This window comes from Streptomyces sclerotialus, assembly GCF_040907265.1.
In the GTDB taxonomy this organism is placed as follows: Bacteria; Actinomycetota; Actinomycetes; order Streptomycetales; family Streptomycetaceae; genus Streptomyces; species Streptomyces sclerotialus.
In genome coordinates this window covers 7,449,712-7,469,002 of the sequence record NZ_JBFOHP010000002.1, presented here as the reverse complement: position 1 = coordinate 7,469,002, position 19,291 = coordinate 7,449,712, and the positions used below count along the sequence as shown (strand labels likewise).

Annotated in this window: 21 protein-coding genes; 10 read left to right on the top strand and 11 right to left on the bottom strand. The window is 69.4% G+C overall.

Annotation, left to right across the window (positions count from 1 at the left end; translation table 11 throughout):
* The first annotated feature begins 164 nt into the window (after positions 1-164).
* On the top strand, positions 165-1,091 hold the full coding sequence (locus AAC944_RS32760; protein WP_030609110.1) for a D-alanyl-D-alanine carboxypeptidase family protein: 927 nt from the start codon (positions 165-167) through the stop codon (positions 1,089-1,091).
* A gap of 111 nt (positions 1,092-1,202) precedes the next feature.
* Here the strand turns inward: AAC944_RS32760 and AAC944_RS32755 are convergent, their stop codons facing one another.
* The 6 genes from AAC944_RS32755 to AAC944_RS32730 all read right to left on the bottom strand — a co-directional run bounded on the left by AAC944_RS32755 (position 1,203) and on the right by AAC944_RS32730 (position 6,161).
* Positions 1,203-3,596 carry an ATP-binding cassette domain-containing protein gene (locus AAC944_RS32755; protein ID WP_030609114.1) on the bottom strand — a complete coding sequence of 798 codons (2,394 nt, stop codon included), beginning with the start codon at positions 3,594-3,596 and terminating at the stop codon, positions 1,203-1,205.
* Between the two features lie 234 nt (positions 3,597-3,830).
* The gene (locus AAC944_RS32750) at positions 3,831-4,247 is read right to left on the bottom strand and encodes a VOC family protein (protein ID WP_030609117.1); all 417 of its coding nucleotides are present in this window, start codon (positions 4,245-4,247) and stop codon (positions 3,831-3,833) included.
* Positions 4,248-4,257: 10 nt separating this feature from the next.
* Complete coding sequence (locus AAC944_RS32745; RefSeq protein ID WP_051871470.1) at positions 4,258-4,632, bottom strand: helix-turn-helix transcriptional regulator; 375 nt, start codon at positions 4,630-4,632, stop codon at positions 4,258-4,260.
* Between the two features lie 112 nt (positions 4,633-4,744).
* Positions 4,745-5,314, bottom strand: a complete 570-nt coding sequence (locus tag AAC944_RS32740; protein WP_030609123.1) for a hypothetical protein — start codon at positions 5,312-5,314, stop codon at positions 4,745-4,747.
* A gap of 149 nt (positions 5,315-5,463) precedes the next feature.
* A complete protein-coding gene (locus tag AAC944_RS32735; RefSeq protein ID WP_368396621.1) occupies positions 5,464-5,868 on the bottom strand; it encodes a type 1 periplasmic-binding domain-containing protein in 405 nt (134 codons plus the stop codon).
* Positions 5,869-5,939: 71 nt separating this feature from the next.
* Positions 5,940-6,161, bottom strand: a complete 222-nt coding sequence (locus AAC944_RS32730) for a hypothetical protein (RefSeq protein ID WP_368396619.1) — start codon at positions 6,159-6,161, stop codon at positions 5,940-5,942.
* A gap of 907 nt (positions 6,162-7,068) precedes the next feature.
* On the opposite strand from AAC944_RS32730, the gene AAC944_RS32725 reads away from it, so the two are divergent.
* Genes AAC944_RS32725 through AAC944_RS32705 form a run of 5 tightly spaced genes read left to right on the top strand, consistent with a single transcriptional unit; the run spans position 7,069 to position 11,453 of the window.
* Entirely contained in the window at positions 7,069-8,577 is a 1,509-nt protein-coding gene (locus AAC944_RS32725; RefSeq protein ID WP_196942804.1) for an ATP-binding protein, read from the top strand.
* Positions 8,578-8,634: 57 nt separating this feature from the next.
* On the top strand, positions 8,635-9,021 hold the full coding sequence (locus AAC944_RS32720) for a roadblock/LC7 domain-containing protein (RefSeq protein WP_030609140.1): 387 nt from the start codon (positions 8,635-8,637) through the stop codon (positions 9,019-9,021).
* The gene (locus AAC944_RS32715; RefSeq protein WP_030609143.1) at positions 9,018-9,389 is read left to right on the top strand and encodes a DUF742 domain-containing protein; all 372 of its coding nucleotides are present in this window, start codon (positions 9,018-9,020) and stop codon (positions 9,387-9,389) included. The genes AAC944_RS32720 and AAC944_RS32715 overlap by 4 nt, the downstream gene beginning before the upstream one ends.
* On the top strand, positions 9,370-9,993 hold the full coding sequence (locus tag AAC944_RS32710) for a GTP-binding protein (RefSeq protein ID WP_030609145.1): 624 nt from the start codon (positions 9,370-9,372) through the stop codon (positions 9,991-9,993). Before AAC944_RS32715 ends, AAC944_RS32710 begins: the two co-directional genes overlap by 20 nt.
* A complete protein-coding gene (locus AAC944_RS32705) occupies positions 9,987-11,453 on the top strand; it encodes a cytochrome P450 (RefSeq protein WP_051871449.1) in 1,467 nt (488 codons plus the stop codon). Before AAC944_RS32710 ends, AAC944_RS32705 begins: the two co-directional genes overlap by 7 nt.
* Positions 11,454-11,481: 28 nt before the next feature.
* Here AAC944_RS32705 and AAC944_RS32700 read toward each other — a convergent pair whose 3' ends face one another.
* Together AAC944_RS32700 and AAC944_RS32695 are read right to left on the bottom strand one after the other, a co-directional pair.
* Positions 11,482-12,723, bottom strand: a complete 1,242-nt coding sequence (locus AAC944_RS32700; RefSeq protein ID WP_030609151.1) for a pyridoxal phosphate-dependent aminotransferase — start codon at positions 12,721-12,723, stop codon at positions 11,482-11,484.
* 5 nt (positions 12,724-12,728) lie between these two features.
* Positions 12,729-13,796 (bottom strand): tryptophan dimethylallyltransferase family protein, encoded by a 1,068-nt coding sequence (locus AAC944_RS32695; protein ID WP_368396616.1) that lies wholly within the window; start codon positions 13,794-13,796, stop codon positions 12,729-12,731.
* A 456-nt stretch (positions 13,797-14,252) separates the two neighbouring features.
* On the opposite strand from AAC944_RS32695, the gene AAC944_RS32690 reads away from it, so the two are divergent.
* Positions 14,253-14,831 carry an Rv1733c family protein gene (locus AAC944_RS32690; RefSeq protein WP_030609171.1) on the top strand — a complete coding sequence of 193 codons (579 nt, stop codon included), beginning with the start codon at positions 14,253-14,255 and terminating at the stop codon, positions 14,829-14,831.
* A 131-nt stretch (positions 14,832-14,962) separates the two neighbouring features.
* Here the strand turns inward: AAC944_RS32690 and AAC944_RS32685 are convergent, their stop codons facing one another.
* Positions 14,963-15,316 (bottom strand): hypothetical protein, encoded by a 354-nt coding sequence (locus AAC944_RS32685; RefSeq protein ID WP_030609174.1) that lies wholly within the window; start codon positions 15,314-15,316, stop codon positions 14,963-14,965.
* A 66-nt stretch (positions 15,317-15,382) separates the two neighbouring features.
* On the opposite strand from AAC944_RS32685, the gene AAC944_RS32680 reads away from it, so the two are divergent.
* Positions 15,383-16,072, top strand: a complete 690-nt coding sequence (locus AAC944_RS32680; protein ID WP_063759874.1) for a CGNR zinc finger domain-containing protein — start codon at positions 15,383-15,385, stop codon at positions 16,070-16,072.
* Between the two features lie 188 nt (positions 16,073-16,260).
* On the opposite strand, the gene AAC944_RS32675 is transcribed toward AAC944_RS32680, so the two are convergent.
* Together AAC944_RS32675 and rutA are read right to left on the bottom strand one after the other, a co-directional pair.
* A complete protein-coding gene (locus AAC944_RS32675) occupies positions 16,261-16,761 on the bottom strand; it encodes a DedA family protein (RefSeq protein ID WP_030609180.1) in 501 nt (166 codons plus the stop codon).
* 312 nt (positions 16,762-17,073) lie between these two features.
* Entirely contained in the window at positions 17,074-18,171 is a 1,098-nt protein-coding gene (rutA, locus tag AAC944_RS32670; protein WP_030609183.1) for a pyrimidine utilization protein A, read from the bottom strand.
* 342 nt (positions 18,172-18,513) lie between these two features.
* On the opposite strand from rutA, the gene AAC944_RS32665 reads away from it, so the two are divergent.
* Together AAC944_RS32665 and AAC944_RS32660 are read left to right on the top strand one after the other, a co-directional pair.
* Entirely contained in the window at positions 18,514-18,837 is a 324-nt protein-coding gene (locus AAC944_RS32665) for a hypothetical protein (protein ID WP_490368277.1), read from the top strand.
* A gap of 7 nt (positions 18,838-18,844) precedes the next feature.
* A complete protein-coding gene (locus tag AAC944_RS32660) occupies positions 18,845-19,120 on the top strand; it encodes a hypothetical protein (protein WP_030609190.1) in 276 nt (91 codons plus the stop codon).
* Positions 19,121-19,291 lie beyond the last annotated feature (171 nt).

The following is a 19,291-nucleotide window of genomic DNA, read 5'->3' as shown; positions in this document are numbered from 1 at the left end:
CACAGGCGGAAGTGTGAGATGCCGCCTTGGGAAACTCTTTGAAGAGCCGTTGTCCGTGAGGAGCAACTGTACGGTCGTGCCGTGGCGTTACCCCTGAAGGGACCGTCGCTCGACGGTCCCCGCGCAACGCCGTGAAAGGCACTACCGATACGGAGCGTTTCTTCTTGGCCGCACAACTACTGACCAAACGCAAGACCCTCCTCGCGTCCGCCCTGGGCGGCGCGCTGCTCCTCTCCTCCCCCCTGGTCGCCCAGGCCGTCACCGCGCCCGAGCCGCCGACCGTCGCCGCCAAGGGCGCCGTGCTGGTGGACGGGGCGAGCGGTGAGACGCTGTTCGGCAAGGACGCGGACACCGTCCGCCCCATGGCCAGTACGGCGAAGATCATGGTCGCCAGCGTGGTACTCGACACCCCGGGTGTCGACCTGGAGCGCCGCGTGCCCGTGAAGCAGGAGTACCGCGACTACGTCACCGAGCACGGCTCCAGCCAGGCCGACCTGCAGACCGGCGACAAGCTGACCATCCGTCAGCTGCTGTACGGGGCCATGCTCCCCTCCGGGGCCGATGCGGCCTACGCCCTCGCCGACACCTTCGGCACCGGCACCACGAGCGCCGAGCGCGCCAAGGGCTTCGTCGCGAAGATGAATGCGAAGGCCGACGAACTCCACCTCGACAAGACGGAGTTCGAGTCCTTCGACGGCACGGGCGGCGACACCAGCACCCCGCTCGAACTGGCGAAGCTGGCCCAGCACGCCATGCAGAACGACACCTTCCGCACGGTCGTCAAGGCCAAGGAGTACAAGGGCGAGGCACCGGCGGCCAACGGCCGTACGCGCTACTACTCCTGGACCAACACCAACCAGCTGCTCGGCTCGTACGACGGTGTCACGGGCATCAAGACCGGCACGACCACGCCGGCGGGCGACTGCCTGGTGTTCGCGGCGACCCGGGGTGACAAGACCCTGATCGGTACCGTCCTGAACGACAAGGACCGGTACACCGACGCGGCGAAGATGCTGGACTACGGGTTCGGTGCCGACTCCGCGGAGGACATGAAACTGCGCAAGCTCCCGGCGGACGCCCAGCGCGACTGATCTACTCGGCACGGACGACGTAGGCCGGAGGGCGTGGGCACGGCAGTGCCCACGCCCTCCGTACAGGTACGTGGGGGACGCGCCTCCGGGGCCCCGGAGAGCGGGCCCCGGTCAGGTGCCGACGTAGTCGGCGAGGTGCTCGCCGGTCAGGGTGGAGCGGGCGGCGACGAGGTCGGCCGGGGTGCCCTCGAAGACGACGCGGCCGCCGTCGTGACCGGCGCCCGGCCCGAGGTCGATGATCCAGTCGGCGTGTGCCATCACCGCCTGGTGGTGCTCGACGACGATGACCGACTTGCCGGAGTCGACGAGCCGGTCGAGCAGTCCGAGCAGCTGCTCGACGTCGGCGAGGTGCAGACCCGTGGTCGGCTCGTCGAGCAGGTACACGCCGCCCTTCTCGGCCATGTGCGTGGCCAGCTTGAGCCGCTGCCGTTCGCCGCCGGAGAGTGTGGTGAGCGGCTGGCCGAGGGTGAGGTAGCCCAGTCCGACGTCGGCGAGCCGGTCGAGGATCTTCTGCGCGGCCGGGATACGCGCCTCGCCGGCGCCGAAGAACTCCCGGGCCTCGGCCACCGACATCGCGAGCACCTCGCTGATGTCACGGCCGCCGAGGTGGTATTCCCGTACCGATGCCTGGTACCGCTTCCCCTCGCACTCCTCGCACGGCGCGGCGACACCGGCCATCATCGCCAGGTCGGTGTAGACGACGCCGGCGCCGTTGCAGTTCGGGCAGGCGCCTTCGGAGTTGGCGCTGAACAGCCCGGGCTGCACACCGTTGGCCTTGGCGAACGCCTTGCGGATCGGGTCGAGCAGTCCCGTGTACGTCGCCGGGTTGCTGCGCCGCGATCCCTTGATCGCGCCCTGGTCGACCGACACCACACCCTCGTCGGCGGAGATCGACCCGTGGACGAGCGAGCTCTTGCCGGAGCCCGCCACGCCGGTGACCACGCAGAGCACGCCGAGCGGGATGTCGACGTCGACGCCTTGCAGGTTGTGTTTCGTCGCGCCGCGGATCGGAAGCGCGCCGGTGGGCTTGCGTACCGTCTTCTTGAGGGCGGCCCGGTCGTCGAAGTGGCGGCCGGTGACGGTGTCGCCGGCCCGCAGCCCCTCGACGGTCCCCTCGTAGCAGACGCTGCCGCCCGCCGTACCGGCCCCCGGGCCGAGGTCGACGACATGGTCGGCGATCGCGATGGTCTCCGGCTTGTGCTCCACGACGAGCACCGTGTTGCCCTTGTCGCGCAGCCGCAGCAGCAGGTCGTTCATCCGCTGGATGTCGTGCGGGTGCAGGCCGATGGTCGGCTCGTCGAAGACGTACGTGACATCGGTGAGCGAGGAACCGAGGTGGCGGACCATCTTCACGCGCTGTGCCTCGCCGCCCGACAGCGTGCCCGACGGCCGGTCGAGGGAGAGGTACCCGAGACCGATCTCCACGAACGAGTCGAGGGTCTGCTGGAGCGCGGTGAGCAGCGGCGCCACCGAGGGCTCCGCGAGGCCGCGGACCCACTCGGCCAGGTCTCTGATCTCCATCGCGCAGGCGTCGGCGATGCTCTTCCGCTTGATCTTCGACGACCTGGCCGCCTCGCTGAGCCGGGTGCCGTCGCACTCGGGGCAGGTGGTGAAGGTGACGGCCCGCTCCACGAACGCCCGGATGTGCGGCTGCATCGATTCCTTGTCCTTGGACAGGAACGACTTCTGGATCTTGGGGATCAGCCCTTCGTAGGTGAGGTTCACGCCGTTGACCTTCACCTTGACCGGCTCGCCGTAGAGGAAGTCGCGCAGCTCCTTCTTGGTGTACTCGCGGATCGGCTTGTCCGGGTCGACGAAGCCCGACTGGGCGTAGACCTGCACGGTCCACTGGCTGTCCGACTTCCAGCCGGGGATGGTGAACGCGCCCTCCGAGAGCGACTTGGAGTCGTCGTAGAGCTGGGTCAGGTCGATGTCGGAGACCGTGCCCCGCCCCTCGCAGCGGGTGCACATACCGCCGGTGCGCTGGAAGGTCGCCTTCTGGGCCTTGGTCTTGTCGCCGCGCTCGACGGTGATCGCGCCGCTCGCCCGGACCGAGGCGGTGTTGAAGGAGTACGCACTGGGCGGGCCGATGTGCGGCTTCCCGAGCCGGCTGAAGAGGATGCGCAGCATGGCGTTGGCGTCGGTGGCGGTGCCGACCGTGGAGCGGGGGTCGGTTCCCATCCGCTGCTGGTCGACGATGATTGCGGTGGTCAGCCCTTCGAGTACGTCGACCTCGGGGCGCGCCTGCGTCGGCATGAAACCCTGCACGAAGGCGCTGTAGGTCTCGTTGATCATCCGCTGCGACTCGGCGGCGATCGTGTTGAACACCAATGAGCTCTTGCCCGAGCCCGAGACGCCGGTGAACACCGTCAGCCGCCGCTTCGGGATCTCGATGCTGACGTCCTTGAGGTTGTTCTCGCGGGCGCCCACCACGCGGATCAGATCGTGGCTGTCAGCAACGTGCAGTGCGGACGACTGCCCGTCCCCCTTGTTGACCTTGCTCATCGTGTCTCTGTCTCCATCTGTCATGCGGAACCGCCTCGCGGTGTCCGTCACGCGGAACCGCCTCGCGGTCTCCGTCGGCATCGCCTCGCTCGATCCAACCAAATTCGAGCAGTACGTCCGGTTCTTTTTCACAGCTCCACGGGCATCGGGAGAGAACCGAGGCCCCCACCCCCATCGGCGGACCGCGCCGACGCCTGCCGTTGCGGCGGCCGGCCTGGCGGCCGGCCGCCGGGCTCACCCGGTGCGGCGCTGGGCGAAGCGCAGCATGTTGCCCGCGGGGTCGCGGAAGGCGCAGTCACGGACGCCGTACGGCTGGTCCATCGGCTCCTGCAGCACCTCGCCCCCCGCGGCGCGGACGCGCTCGAAGGCGGCGTCGCAGTCGTCCGTCTGGAAGATGACCCCGCGCAGCAGGCCCTTCGCCAGCAGTTCCGCCATGGTCCGCCGGTCGGCGGGCGAGGCGTTCGGGTCCGCGAGGGGCGGTTCGAGGACGATCTCCACGTCGGGCTGCGCCGGTGAGCCGACGGTCACCCAGCGCATCCCCTCGAACGATACGTCGTTGCGCACCTCCAGGCCGAGCGCGTCCCGGTAGAAGGCGAGCGCCTTGTCATGGTCGTCGACGGCAAGGAAGCACTGCGAAAGCTTGATCTCCATGCGGCTCACGCTACGGGCCGGGAGCGGGCTTCGCTTCTCCATTCCTGACCGGTCTCGTGTGCACCTTGGCGACGCAGGCGGGAATAGGGGCACCCTCGTCATGACGGCGGGCCCGGTACGCGCTCGGGCTCTCGCCGACGAGCTCGGTGAACCGCGAGCTGAACGACCCCAGTGACGTGCAGCCGACCGCGAAGCAGACCTCCGTCACCGACAGGTCGCCCCGCCGCAGCAGCGCCTTGGCCCGCTCGATCCGGCGCGTCATGAGGTAGCTGTACGGCGTCTCCCCGTACGCGGCCCGGAAGCTACGGGAGAAGTGGCCCGGCGACATGAGGGCCGCACGCGCCAGCGCCGGAACGTCGAGCGGCTCCGCGTAGTCCCGGTCCATCTGATCACGCGCCCGGCGCAGCCGAACAAGATCCTCCAACGACGTCACCCCCTCACCTTCCCACAGCACCGGCCGCTGGTCTCTCCTTCGGCGCCGCTCCCCGCTCTTCCGGTCAGCGCTTTCTGCTGACCGGCGCAGCACCCAGCGGTCCCTCGACGTCGTCGAGGGCTTCCCGGGCCACGGCGGCGAACTCGCTCATGCGCTCCGACAGCCGGCCCACTTCGACGGCGTGGCGTTCCAGGAAGCGGGCGTTGCCGTCCGGAGTGCCCGTCGGAGCGTCGTACAGGGCGAGCAGAGTCGTCTGCATGGACCGCAGCGTGGTGTACACACTGCGAGCGGCCTGCTCGACTTCTTCCGGTCCTTCGATCGCCAGGACGGCCCACGCACCCTGCGCCAGAGCCAGCTGGTCGTGGGCGCGCTGCAGATTGCGGTCGATCTCCTCCAGGTCTCTGTCGCCCACGAACGCACGCCCGGCGATCTTCAGAGCGTTCCGCGCCTCACTGGCGGGGGCCAGGAAGGCACCGTACGCGTCGCGGCGCACCTGCCGGCGCCAATGAGCGTGCTCGGCCTTGGCCTGTGCCCGTACCTGCTGACGTGTCGACCATCCGGTGATGGCCGACGCGAGGACGGTGCCCGCCACCCCCACCGACGCCCCGAGCAGCGCCGCTGTCCCTTGGTCCATAGAAGTTGTTTCTCCCCCGTCCGTGAGCGACCGGCCACGCAGTCGCACCCGCAACGGTCCCACAACGCGCGGTGGGTGGGCCCCCGGGAACGCCGTCGCAGGCGGTCGGACGGCGGTCGGACGGCGATCGGACGGCGATCGGACGAGGGTCAGCAGGTGGGCAGCAGGTCGGCGCCGACGGGGAGGCCCTCGACGTGGCGGTTGGTGACCACGGCCAGGTGGTAGTCGTGGTGGGTGCCCGGCTGCCACTGTCCGCCGGCGAGCCGTACGGTGGCCACGTTCGGGACCGGCCCCGCGGTCCAGTCGAGCGGTCCGGCGACGGTCTCCAGCCGGGTCGCACCGACCGCCTCGGCGACCGCCGCCCGGTCGGTGGGGTCGGCCGCGGTGCGGAGCGCGTGCGCGGCCACCTCGAACAGCGCATGCGCCAGTCCCAGCGGCTGGAGCCACTGCCGTCCGGTGGCCTGCTCGTACGCGGTGGCCAGGTCGGCCGCCGTCATCCCGTCCAGCGATGACCGGTAGGAGTGGGCCGGGGTCCGGTACGCGAGGGTCGCCACCTGCGCCTGCGCGGGCCGCTCCGCCGATTCGGTGACCGACGGCGGGTAGGCCAGCCGGCGGGAACAGGTGATCAGCCGCGGGCTGTGGCCGGCTCCCGGTAACCGTGCGGGTCCACCAGGCGGTGGCCGCGTGCCCTGGCGGCCGGGGCGAAGCAGCGCCGCTCGCACCGGGACCAGTTGCCCTGCGGCCCGTCGTTCCACAGGCAGCCCACGGTCCCCTCCCACAGGTCCGCGATGGCGTCGAGCCCCCAGCAGAAGTGGTACGTCCACCGGAACGGTGCGTCGTCGTCCACGCCGCGTCCGTAGTAGTACACCTGCCAGGGAAAGGCGCTCGAAACGCAGCACACCCCCGCCTCCGCGCGGCGTCGGCGACCGCCGGCAGCCCTGGGTACCGGCCGGCGTCGGAACGATGCACGCGCCCTCGTCGTACGCCAGCTCGCGCACCGCCTGCCGCGCCCCCTCGGCGGTGGAGCGGCTGTCGCGTGCCACCTGGCGGCCCGCGTACTCCCGCGCACCGTTCACCAGACGGGTCAGCTTCGGCCGCAGGAGGGCCGCGGCGAACGCCAGCGGATCGCCCAGGTTCGCCAGTCTGCCGGAGCGGGCTGCCACGACACCCACCGTCAGTGTTCGTCCCCCACGACTGTCCCGGTCCCGGACTCGGTCCCGGACTCGCTCTCTTTCCCGCTCCGGCTCCCACTTCCGCACAGCGCCGCCTCCTGTCCATGGTCCGCGGATACTCCGCGATCAACGACCGGCAGCTGTGTGAGACATGGGCATTCACCCTGGACGGCGGGCGCGGACACTCGCTCGCTTCTGAAAAAACGGATCACCCCACCGGCACCAATTCCGCTGAATTGCCAGCGCGGAACGATTCTTCTTCATTTCGCACGCGCGTACATTCATGTGTTATATGCACTCATCACACAAAGCCCTTCCGGCCCCGCTATGCTCACTGCCGCGCAGACAGTTGTGGCGGTCCCCACGCGTCCCTGCTGACTGCCGTCATGCCGTCCATCGCGCGAGGGCTCGGGCGTCCTGGGACCCGGCTTCCGTGCGCGGAACGCGAATGTGGAATGCGCTGCGGCCGAGTACTGATGAGCCTGAACCGACGGGCGTCGACTTTTCCGCATTCCTTTTCCTGGCGTCCGTAATTCCATGCGTGGCGCCTTGCCCCTATCCAAGAGTGCTCTGAGGATGCCGATGGTTCGTGCTGATTCGCCACCCGGAAAGCCGGGGCGCGCCTCCCCCGCAATCTGGCTGTTGCCGCCCGCGCTGCTGGCCATATGTACGGCAGTGGCCGTGCCGTTGACGCCGTCGGTGGTCCGTGACCTCATCGCCTGGATCGGCATCGTCGCAACGGCGGCGGTGGCCGTCACCGCCGGAGAGGCGGCGCGCCGGGGACGTACCGTCGACCGGCTGCGCCGGCAGTGCGCCGAGACGGAAGCGGTACTGCAAGAGCGGCTGGCCGAGCAGGAAACCGAGACGGTACGGATGGCCAAGGAGATCCTGCCGGCGGCCATGGCCCAGCTGCAGAAGGGCAGCACAGCCGAGAACGTCCTGCACAACACCGCTCCCGCGTCCCGCGTCAGTCCCCGGTTCGAGGCCGCGCACCACTCGGTGCTGCGCTACGTCCTCCAGGCCGTCGAGGCCGAGGAGGACCTGCGTGACTCCGCCCAGCGGGCCTTCGTCAACATCGCCCGCCGGGTCCAGGCGATCGTCCACCAACAGGCCCAAGAGCTGCGGGAGATGGAGGACCGGCACGGCAATGACCCGGAGGTCTTCGGCGACCTGCTGCACCTCGATCACCGGACCGCGCTGATCGGCCGGCTGGCGGACAGCATCGCCGTCCTCGGCGGGGCCCGGCCGGGGCGTCAGTGGCAGAAGACCATCCCGCTGTTCAACGTGTTGCGCGGCGCCATGTCCCGGATCACCGACTACCAGCGCGTCGATCTGCACTCGGTGGCCGACGTGGGCGTTCTCGGACGCGCGGTCGAACCGCTGATCCACGCCGTGTCGGAGCTGCTGGACAACGCCACCCGCTACTCACCGCCGCAGACCCGGGTCCACCTGACCGCGACAGAGGTCCAGTCCGGGGTGGCCGTCGAGATCGAGGACGCCGGGCTCGGCCTGACCGATGAGGCCCGTATCCGCGCCGAGCGGGCTCTCGCGCAGCACTCCTCCAGCGGACTGGACCTCGACGACCTGGGCGAGTCACCACGGCTCGGCCTCGCGGTGGTCGGCCGGCTGTCGCACACGAACCACTTCAGGGTCTCCCTCCGCGCATCCGCGTACGGCGGCGTACGCGTCGTCCTGATCGTGCCGCCGGAGCTGATCACCACCACGCCGGCGCCCGGCGGAGCCGTGGCCAAGGCCGCCACCCTGCCGCCGCCCCGGCACACCCTCGGCCCGCAGCGCCGCTACGGGGTGCCTGTTGAGGAACCGGTGTCCACTGACTCTCCCCGCACCACCAACGGCCTGCCGCAGCGCAGGAGTCGTACGCGCGCGGTGGTCCCGCCCGCACGCCGCAGGCCCGCACCTTCCGCCACGCCCGCCGACACCGCGTCCCCGGCGTCGGTCGAGCAGCCCCCGCAGGCCGGTCTGTGGCTGGCCGCCTTCCACGAGGGCGCCTACGGCGAGTCCCGGGCCGATTCCCGAGCCGATTCCCCAGCACATCGTCCCCATGAGCTGAGCGATGACGAGCCCAAGTAATCACTGAGCCATCAGGTAAGGATGAATAAGTAAGTGGCGACACAGCAGCGGCTCAATATGGACTGGATGCTCGAGGAACTGGCATCCAGCGTCCCTCAGACTCGTAATGTCGTGGTGCTGTCCTCGGACGGCTTGTGCATGGCGCAGTTCGGTACGGACAAAGACACGGCGGACCGCCTCGCCGCCGCCTGTGCCGGGCTGCAAAGCCTGTCGGCGGCCGTCGCTACGGAATTCCCGCACGGCAACGGGCGGATGAAACTCGTAGTCATCGAGGTCGACGGCGGCTTCTTCTATCTGATGGCGGCGGGCGCCGGAGCGTATCTGGCGGTGCTCGCCGACGACGACGTGGACGCCGGGCTCATCGGACAGCGGATGCGGGACCTGGTCGCCCGGATCGGTCAGCACCTCTCCAGCCCGCCACGGGCCGACCGGCAGGTTCCATGAACGACCCGGAAAAGCCACAGCGCCCGGACTGGGAAGAGGGCGGCCCCGAACGGCTCTACGTCCTCACGTCCGGCCGGAACGGGCCCGGAAAACGCTCGTCGTTGGACATGATCACGCTGATCGTGACCAGGAAAGAAGCCAACGCGAGCATGCAGCCCGAACAGGCCGCCATCGTCAACATATGCGACTACCCGCTGTCCGTCGCCGAGCTGTCCGCCTACCTCCGCCTGCCGGTCAGCGTGATCGCGGTACTGCTCACCGACTTGCTGGCGAGCGGCCATGTCGAAGCCCGGTCACCGGCCCCGGCCAAGTCGTTGCCCGATGTCGAACTTTTGGAGGCGGTGATGCATGGACTTCAGAATCTCTGAACCCGTCGTAGGCCCCCGTAGCGAAGACAACCTGCCGGCCTCGGTCACCTCGGCGGTGAAGGTGGTGGTCGTCGGCGGCTTCGGAGTCGGCAAGACCACCCTGGTCGGAGCGGTCAGTGAGATCCGGCCGCTGACCACCGAGGAGACGATGACCCAGGCGAGTGCCGGGGTCGACGACATCGCCGGCATCGAGCGCAAGTCCGAGACCACGGTCGCGATGGACTTCGGCCGGATCACCCTCAACGAAGAACTGGTGCTGTACCTCTTCGGCACTCCGGGGCAGCAGCGCTTCTGGTTCCTGTGGAACGGCCTCTTCGAAGGCGCGCTGGGCGCGGTGGTGCTGATCGACACCCGGCGACTGGAGGACAGCTTCGACGTGATGGGCCGGCTGGAGGAACGCGGCGTGCCCTTCGTCGTCGCGATCAACGCCTTCCCGGACGCTCCCTCCCACCCGGTGTCCGAGCTCCGGGCGGCCCTGGACATCCCCGATGCCGTACCCGTCATCGACTGTGACGCCCGCAACCGCGGCTCCAGTCGTGATGCCCTGCTGACGCTCATGCGTTACCTGCACACCCTCACCACCACAACCCCGGAGCAATGGTGACCGCCTCCTTCCCCGACCAGTCCCGCACCACGTCAGCATCCGGGCCGCCTCCGGAGTGTCCGGCGCACGCCCGGTTCGGGGACCCTGCCGGACTCGTGCGGCTCCTCGGGCCCGAGGCGGCCGCCGACCCCATGGGCCTGTACGAGCGGCTGCGCGCCAAGCACGGGCCCGTCGCACCCATCCTGCTGGACGGCGACCTGCCGGCCTGGATCGTCCTCGGGTACCGCGAGGTGCTGGAGGTCGCCGGTACTCCCTCCCGGTTCAGTCGCGACTCCCGCACCTGGCGCTGGTTCAGGGAGGGCAAGGTCCCGCCGGATTTCCCACTGCTCCCGATGATCGCCTGGCAGCCGGTCTGTCTGTTCCTGGACGGTGCGGAGCGGGACCGGCTGCGCCTCGCGGTCACCGACAGCCTGGAGCGCTTCAACCGGCGCGGAATCCGGCGCCAGATCACCCGCTCAGCGCACCAGCTGATCGACGGCTTCGCTGCACGTGGCGAAGCGGACCTGGTGGGCGAGTTCTCGGAACAGCTGCCCATGCTCGTCCTCACGCAGCTCCTGGGGATGCCCGACGACTACGGACCGCGGCTGGTCGAGGCCAGCAGGGACATGGTGGCAGGCACCGAGACCTCGGTGGCCAGCAACGAGTTCATCGTGGAGACCCTCCAGCAGCTCGTCCGGCGCAAGCGGGGGAACCCCGGCCACGACATCACGTCCTGGCTGCTCGAACACCCCTCCGCGCTCACCGATGAGGAGGTGTGGAACCACCTGCGGGTCATCCTCATCGCGGCGAACGAAACCACGGTGAACCTCCTCAAGAGCACCCTGCGGATGGTGCTGACCGACCCCCGCTGTCACGCATCGCTGGCCGGCGGGCAGATGACCCTGCCGGACGTGGTGGAACAGGTGCTGTGGAGCGAGCCGCCGCTCATGACCATCCCCGGCCGCTGGGCTGCCGTGGACACGGAGATCGGCGGGCAGCAGGTCGAGGCGGGCGACATGCTGCTGCTCTGCCTGGCCGCCGGGAACCACGACCCGGCGGTCCGGCCGGACCCCTCGGTCCCCCTGCACGGAAACCGTTCGCACCTCGCCTTCAGCAGCGGCCCGCAGGAGTGCCCCGGCCAGAACATCGGCCGCGCCATCACGGACACCGGTATCGACACCCTGCTGGCTCGGCTGCCCGACGTGGGCCTGAGCATCCCCGAGGAGCAGCTGCGCTGGAAGTCGGGCTGGATGACGCGCCATCTGACCAGCCTGCCGGTGACGTTCACCAGGCCCCGGAACGGAAGTCCCACGGTTTCTCCCGGGCCGGACGCGGCGATCCTTACGACGACACGAGCCGTGCTTCCCGTCCCCCCTGCGCCGCACCAGCCTCCGCCCCCGGCCATGGCCCCGCCGGCCCCGGCCACCAGGAGGCGCACCTCCTGGTGGGGCTCGCTGAAGGCATGGCTGCGAGGCGGGTGACCGGTGATCCGGGAACGGGGACGGTGTCCTACGCCGCACCGGTGGTCAGGCGTGCCGCAGGGCCCTCGAAAAGGGCGGTGACGGCCCTCTCGATGCGGCTCAACGCTTCATCCAGCACTGCCCGGGAAGTGGCGTAGCTGATACGGACATTGCCTTCGGCGGCCGGGCCGAACCACTCGGTCGTACCGGCCACCACTGCCACCCTGGCCTCGTCGAGGAGGAATTCGCCCATCACCCGGCTTCCCAGCCCGGTGGCAGAGATGTCGGGAAACAGGACGAACGTCCCGTCCGGGCGGCCGCACGATATGCCGGGAATCGCGTTCAGCCGGTCCACACAGTAGTCCCGCGTCTCGTGCAAATGCCTCAGGAAGGAGTTCTTCCAGGGCCAGCCGTGCCGCAGTGCGGCGAGGGCGCCGACCTGGGCGAAGGGTGTCAGGCTGTACGCGGCACCGAGCCGCTGGAAGGTGAGTTGCAGGTTCGCCGCCTGGCGCGCATCCGGGGCGATCACGAATCCCATCCGCAGTCCGGGCAGTGCGAAGGTCTTGGAGAGCCCGGTCACCGTATAGACCGGCCGGCCCCGCGCGGTGTCCAGGCTCGCCAAGCTGATGTGCCGCGCGGGTGGGTACACGATCTCGTTCCATACCTCGTCGGAGAGGACGGGCAGACCGTACGCTTCGGCCGTTTCCGCCACCGCCCGAAGCGTCTCCTCGGGGAAGACCGTCCCCAGGGGATTGTGCGGATTGCAGAGACAGATCAACGCGGTGCGTGGAGTGATCAGAGCGGCCAGGCGGTCCGGGTCGAGCCGCCCCGTGCGCTTGTCCAGCGGGCAGTAGACCCGCCGGGCCCCCGCGGCATCGATGGCCTGGCCGAACAACAGGTCAACCGGATCCAGCAGTATGCACTCGTCGCCTTCTCCGCAGAGCAGGTGCACCACTCCCCAGAGAGCGGACGCCGTGCCCGGCGTCAGCACCACGCAGTCGGGGCCCACGCCGATGCCGTAACGGGCTTCGGCCACATCGGCGAACGTTTCCCGGAGTTCGTCGAGCCCGGCAGGTGACGCGTAGGGAAAATAGCCGTCGGCGAGCGAACGGGCGATGGCGTCCCCCACGGCTTGCGGCCCCGGAAAATCCGGTTCCGCTGCCGTCAGCGGAATGACGTCGGGCGGATAGGCACCCCACCGGACAGGGGATTGTCCCCGCAGCACGTCGGGCCGGACCCGCGCGTCATCGAAAAGCGACCTGAGCGATCCGGTAGCGGCCTGGAACGGCATACGGATCAGCGCTCCTGATAACGGGCGGGCGGGTACCGGTCGTACAGTTCCGAGGACCAGTAGGTCGCCAGGCGGGGGCGGCCCTGGTGCACGCGGGCCGATGCGTACGTGTGTATTCCGCGCCCGTCCGACAGCGGCCGGCGGGCCACCAGGCCCAGCAGTGTCCGGTAGCAGCCGCCGGGAAGTCCCCTGTCGGCCATGACGGAGGTGATGCGGTCGCGCACCGTTTCGTCGCTCTCCGCATATCGCCACAGCGGTACGTACACCGTGGCGGACTCCGGAATGTGCCCGTCGGCGGAGGTGAAGGTCAGATTGCTGACGAGGGGCTGCTCCCTGAGCTCGCCGGTGCGGCCGGTGAGTACACGGCAGAATTCGCCGAGAAAACCGGGCTCGTGCTGGGCGGCAATCTCCATGCGGGCGTCCAGGTCCGCCGGGGACATGTCGTAGTGACGGAAATACACCTTCACGCGTGCTTCAGGACCGTCGGTCAGGTCGAGGCCGAAGTAGACGATCCGGTCGAGGTCGAAGCCCCGGCGGGCGTACGTGCTGACTGCCGTCCAGGCCTTGCCGAACCCCAAGCGCTCCATCGCCTCCTGGGTCCGTTCGGCGCCGGTCATGGAGTGGTCGGCGGCCGGATTCAGATAGACCTTGAACTCGGGACGCGCGGTCGGCGCGAAAATGGCGGCGTGCATCATGGCGAAACCGGCCGGGGCCGCGTCCGGCAGGAACAGGTCCTGCACTGCCGCGAGCCGGTCGCCGACCGCGCCGAATTCCCGGATCAGCCCCTGCGTGAGTTCGAGCGCAGATTGCTGTGCGGCCAGCGGTTCCGGCTCGTCAGGGATCGCCTCCACCAGCACCCGGATTTTCACACCGCTCGCCGAAAAGGCGGCGGAGAACTCGATCGGCGAACCGTCGGCGCATACGTCCGAGCGCCAGGCGGACGGCTCCGATATGTCCCTCCTCCCCCATGGCGAAAGCATCCTACGGAGAACCCGCGTCCCCTCATCGACATCGATTCCTGCGCTGTCGAGAAGACGCGTGGCGGCGGCAATCCCGTAATCCTGGAACGTCACGCCCGAAGTTGCCCGACAACACGACTGCTGAGACGCCATGGAATTCCTCCCTGTCTCTCACCGGTCTCGCCGTGACGCGCGCTTGCCTCGTCGGCCGATCGGCCGATACCGATAGGTCCGCAGGCTTCCGCCTGCCGCTCCGCCGGGAAATCCGCGGAATCTTTTCTCAGCCCCTGGGGCGATTACTAAGAAATAACGAAGAATCTTGCAGGCCGACAGCGGCGCGCGGGGGGCTTGCAAGCGCGTTCCCCATGGGCGGCACGCGCCCTTGCCTGACGGGTGTGGACACCGTTGCCCAGAGAGGCAGGGCCGGTCTCGTCACGCCCTGCCGGAACCGGCTTCCCACATCCACTGAAGGGCGCAACTCACCTCACTACAGTCTCACTTGGGTACGGCATCGACGAGGTGGCGGGGGCGCGGCGGGCCACCGCTGTCCGAACGCAGGGAGGCGTGGCCATGCGGCCGAAGAGGTGGCTGTGGCGCTGGCGGAGCAACCCGGTCAAGCGGCCGTCCGACGTCCTGGAAGGGGCGGTCCTGCTCGTCGCCGTGGTGCTCATGATCGTCGGCGGGCCCACCGTGGCTGTCTTGTCGGGCCTGGCGGCCCATGAGCTCTTCCGGGAACAGCGGCTGGCGCGTTACGCCGCCACGGCCTACCTGGTCGATGACGCACCCGCCCGGAGATCACCCGCCGCCTACAGCAGCGGCGCCGACGACAGAGTGCGCGCCACCATCCGCTGGCGCGACGCACGGAACGCCGAACACACGGGGATCACCCAGGTCGAACCGGGCCGGAAGGCGGGATCGAGCGTTCCCGTCTGGCTGGACGGCCACGGCCGGCTCACCGGTCAGCCACTCGGTTCAACCGGTGGTGCCGCCGCGGCCACGCTGGTCGGCGGCCTGGCGGCAGCCGGCTGGTGCGCCGCGGTGTCGGCCGGCGTCCTCGGCGTACGCCTGGGGCTGAAGCGCCGGCGCGCCCGGCAGTGGGACCGGGAATGGGCCGAGGTCGGCCCCCGCTGGGGACACAAGCACATCTGAACTCCCCCGGCGGAGGCGCCCGTACCTCGGCGCGCCCTCATCGGCACGTGCGGGTCAACTGCCCGTCGCTGCCGGGTCCGCGCTCCACGCCAGCGCCGCGGCGTCCGTTGTCGGCTGCGGCACCGCCTCCGTCAGAGGTCGCCGAAGATGCGTGCCGGCATCGTGCGATACGCCTCGGCGTAGCGCTGCTGGTGTTCCGTGAAGGGGGTGTTCCACGGGCCGAGGACGGCGGCGTCGAGGAGGTGGGCCCGCGGGACGCTGCCGCCGTCGACGGCGTGTCCGACGAGCGCGGGCGCGGTGAGGTCCCAGTGGTCGACGAGCTCGGCGAGGGTGGACGGTGTTCCGCCAGAGGTACGAGGAGGCGGGGTGCCGTGGACGAGCACGACGGGCGGTCCTTCGCCGAAGACGCCGGTGGCGGCCTCACCGGCGGTGACCGGTAAGCGTTGGTGGAGCTGCCACGGGACGGACCGGGCGTACGTGCTCATGCCGATCCCTCCCCAGAGTTAAGGGATATAGTTGGCGTTCTCCGGTTACCGTACATGGAGTAAGGCGTGAAGCTCCCTTTTTCCGATTATGCACGGGGGGCGGGGGTCGCGACCGACCTGGTCAACACCTCCGCCCTGGTCCGCAGAAGCACGGGCGAAATGCTCGTCGACCCCACCGCACTCGGCCGCTTCCTGAGCGAGTTCGAGATCCCCGTGGACCACGCGGCCCCCGGCCGCCGGCTGACCGAGGAGGACCTGGAGCAGGTGCTCGCGCTGCGCCAGGAGCTGCGCGCACTGCTGGAGTGCGACAACGAGGACCGGGTGGCCGAGGGCGCCAACGCGCTGGTCAGGCGGGCAGGCATGGGTACGTCCCTCGAACGGGACGCGGACGGGCGCTGGCAGTGGTACGTCAGCACCGGCCCGGACGCCTCGCTCGCCGACGAGCTGGCCGCCATGATCGGCACCGGCCTGCTGGGCGTGCTGCGGACGCTGAACCACGACCGCATCCGGCACTGCAGCTCGCCCGTGTGCGACGGGATGTTCGTCGACACGAGCAAGGCGGGGCGGCGCCGGTACTGCATGCCCGACCTGTGCGGCAACCGCCTCAACGTCGCCAAGCACCGCGCCCGCCGGCTCGCGGCCTCGGCTCCGGACGGATCCGCCGACGTCACCGAGGCCGACCGGAAGAAGACCGCGGGCCGCAGCGCCACGCCGGGCCAGGCACGTCGCCCGGACGGGACGCGCCGCCGGGACTGAGGCGGGTCGCGGTTGAGGTCGTGGCTGCGCCCGTTCCTGCCCGCCCTCATCACACCCCCGGCCGAACCGGGCCCGCCGCGACGGCCTCACGCCGACTCCTTCACCGGAAGGCCGACTCCTTCACCCGGAGACGGATCCGGGCGGGCCCACGCGGACCCGCCCGGACACGCGCGGACCCACGCGATCTCTCAGGACTCTTCGGCCGCGGTGTCGCAGGCGGCCCTGGTGTCGCGGGCGGCCCGGCTCACGTTCCTTCGCCGGTACACCACCACGCCGCACACGGCGAGGAGGAGGGCGACGACCGCGGCCGCACCGAGTGCCGGCCGCTCGGCGAACAGTCTTGTCAGTACTTCGAGCGCACCGAGCCCGGCGGTCGCGTAGAGCAGCGCCCAGCACGCTCCCCCCACGAACAGTGCGGGGAGATAGCGCGGCAGGGGCATGCGCATGCTCCCCGCCAGGAAGTTGGCAGCGGTCTGGAAACCCACGGTCAGGAAGGAGACGGCCACCACCGGCGCGCCCCACCGCTGGATCGCCCGTTCGGCGCGCCGGAACGTGCCGGCGGAAACCCGCTCGGCGAGCCTGCTGCGCCTGGCGCCGGCAGCGGCGAGCCACCCGACGGCGAACGTCCCGCCGGCCCGCAGCAGGACGATGACGTAGAGACCAGCGGCCGTGAGCGCGACCTTATCCACGACGCCTCACCCTCGGCACCGGGCCGCGGCCCGCTTCCCCCGCCGCCCGGCTGCGCGGTTCCCGCCACAGCGGACCCGCGACGGGTACGAGCCTGGTCTCCATGTCCATCTCACCTGCGGTCTGCTTCTGCCGGTTCCGCCCCTGCGTGCGTGCCGGGACGGCACCGGTACCCGAGCCCGACGCAGAGCACCGTTGCACCTGCGGCCTTCCGGGCCCGGTCCCTCACCAGACCCACCCGGCACAGCCAGGTTAACCGAACGCCCGTACCCCCGGGTACACCGCGCTGAGCAGCGCAGAAGGCCGGCCGACGATCATGAAGGCGCCCCCGGGCGCCCCGACCGGGACCCCACCCGGGACCTCATCAACGGCTGGATGCGCGTACCGAAATCCTCGATCCCCTCGAGGAAGTCGTCGAAGACCAGCATGATCCCCTTGGTGCCGGACACCTCGGCGATCTCGTCCAGCATCCCCGCGACGGTCTCGTACGAGCCGACGAGCGTGCCCATGTTGAAGTTCACCGCGCCCTCGGGCAGCGAGATGGTCCGTGCGGTAGCCGACTCGTCGTCCGTGGCGTCCGCGGCCGTCTCCCCGGCCATGTACGCCAGCGCGGAGAAGTCGGCATTGTCGTGATAGTCCTGCCATTTCGCGCGGGCGGCCTCGTCGGTCTCGGCCGCGATGACCATGAACAGCGACAGCGCACCGACGTCACGGCCGGTTGCCCGCGTCGCGTCCATGAGCGCGGCAGTGGTGTCCGAGAGTGCGAGCGGAGTGTTGACACCGCTGCCCAGGACGAAGTTGTAGTCGGCGTGCTCGGCGGCGAACCGCATACCGGTGCTGCTCTGACCGGCCGCGACGATGTCGATGTGGCCGTCCGCCGGCCGCGGGGACAGCACGCAGCCGTCCATCTCGTAGAACTCGCCCTTGAAGTCGCTGACGCCCTCGCTCCACAGCTCCTTCATCACGGTGACGTACTCGACGGCCCGGTCGTAGCGGTTGCCGAAATGCTCGTCCCCGGGCCACAGGCCCATCTGCGTGTACTCGCCGGGCGCCCAGCCGGTGACGATGTTGACCCCGAACCGCCCGGGGGCGATGGAGTCGACCGTGACCGCCATCCGCGCGACCATCGCCGGCGGCAGGGCGAGGATCGGCGTGGAGGCGTACAGCTTGATCCGCTCCGTCACGGCCGCCAGACCGGCCATCAGCGTGAACGACTCGAGACAGTGGTCCCAGAACTCCGTCTCACCGCCGAAGCCCTTGAGCTTGATCATCGACAGGGCGAAGTCGAGCCCGTGCTCCTCGGCCTTCTGCACCACTGCCTTGTTGAGCTCGAAGGTCGGCATGTACTGCGGAGAGCTCTTCGATATGAGCCAGCCGTTGTTGCCGATGGGAAGGAAAACACCGATGTCCATACCGCTCCTCAACGGGTCGGGGGACGTACACCGATCACGACCGCGGAGCACGTCGATCATGATCGTAGGGCCGAAGCTGACAGCAAGTCAGCACCGGGGCACCCCCGCACCCTTGCGCCCCGCGCCCCATGAAATCGGCCCCGTCCCTCGGTCCCGTCCGTCGCCCCCCCCTGCACCACCCCGCCCCGCCATTTCGCGCCGCCCGAAGCCGCGGCGACCAGACCTCCGTAATTCCGCGGACACTGTCCGGACAACTGACGGACACATGTCGCACCTTCCGGTAAGAGATTTATTCGGCTTTTTCGGGGAGTCCGGAACCGGCCTGTCGAACCCTTTGCGACCTTGACGGGAAACAGCTGGGACGGGTACCCAGTTGGGCGAGCAGAAGAAAACCCCGAAATCATGGGAGGTCTTTCCGTGGCCGGTCCTTTTCGCCTCGCCCCGCAGGAAGTACAGGCACACATCCCCACCTGGGCCTTCGGCAGGCAGACCAAGGTGATCGTCGACTGCAAGGCCGACGGCAACTTCGAGATGACGGCCGGCGGGTCCGCCACCGAGGTCAACGCGCTCAGGGTGGGACGCAACGAATTCGAGCGCTCCTTCGGCGGCGTCGAATTAGCCGTCAAGAATTTAACGCTCGAGGACATCACCGTGACAACGGAATAGGCACGCCATGCCCTGGACGTTCGACAAGAGCCGGATGGAAGTCGTCGGCCAGCTCACGAAATCCGAGCAGGAGACGTTCGACATTTTCCAGAACGCGATCCAGAGCGAGGGACTCCACCCCGCCCAGGCAGCCGCGAGGGCCGGAGACACGAACTACAAGAGGCTGCTGGGCGATCAGTTCCAGATCCGCCTGAGTCAGAGCTCACGCGCGACCTTCCTGGTCCTGGACGAGGGAGGAGGCAACGGACGGGTCGAGATGCTCCAACTCGCCGGCCATACGTAGCCGCCATACGTAGCACCTCGAACACGGAGTTCAACGGCTCGGGGTTCGTCCTCCATGGAGAACCCCGAGCCGCCCCGCGCCGAGTTGGTGCTGACGGGTTCCGCCGGGATTCCGCAGCACCATGCGGTGGCGAAGTACTAGCCTTGGCGAGGCTCAGGTACTCGCACCACT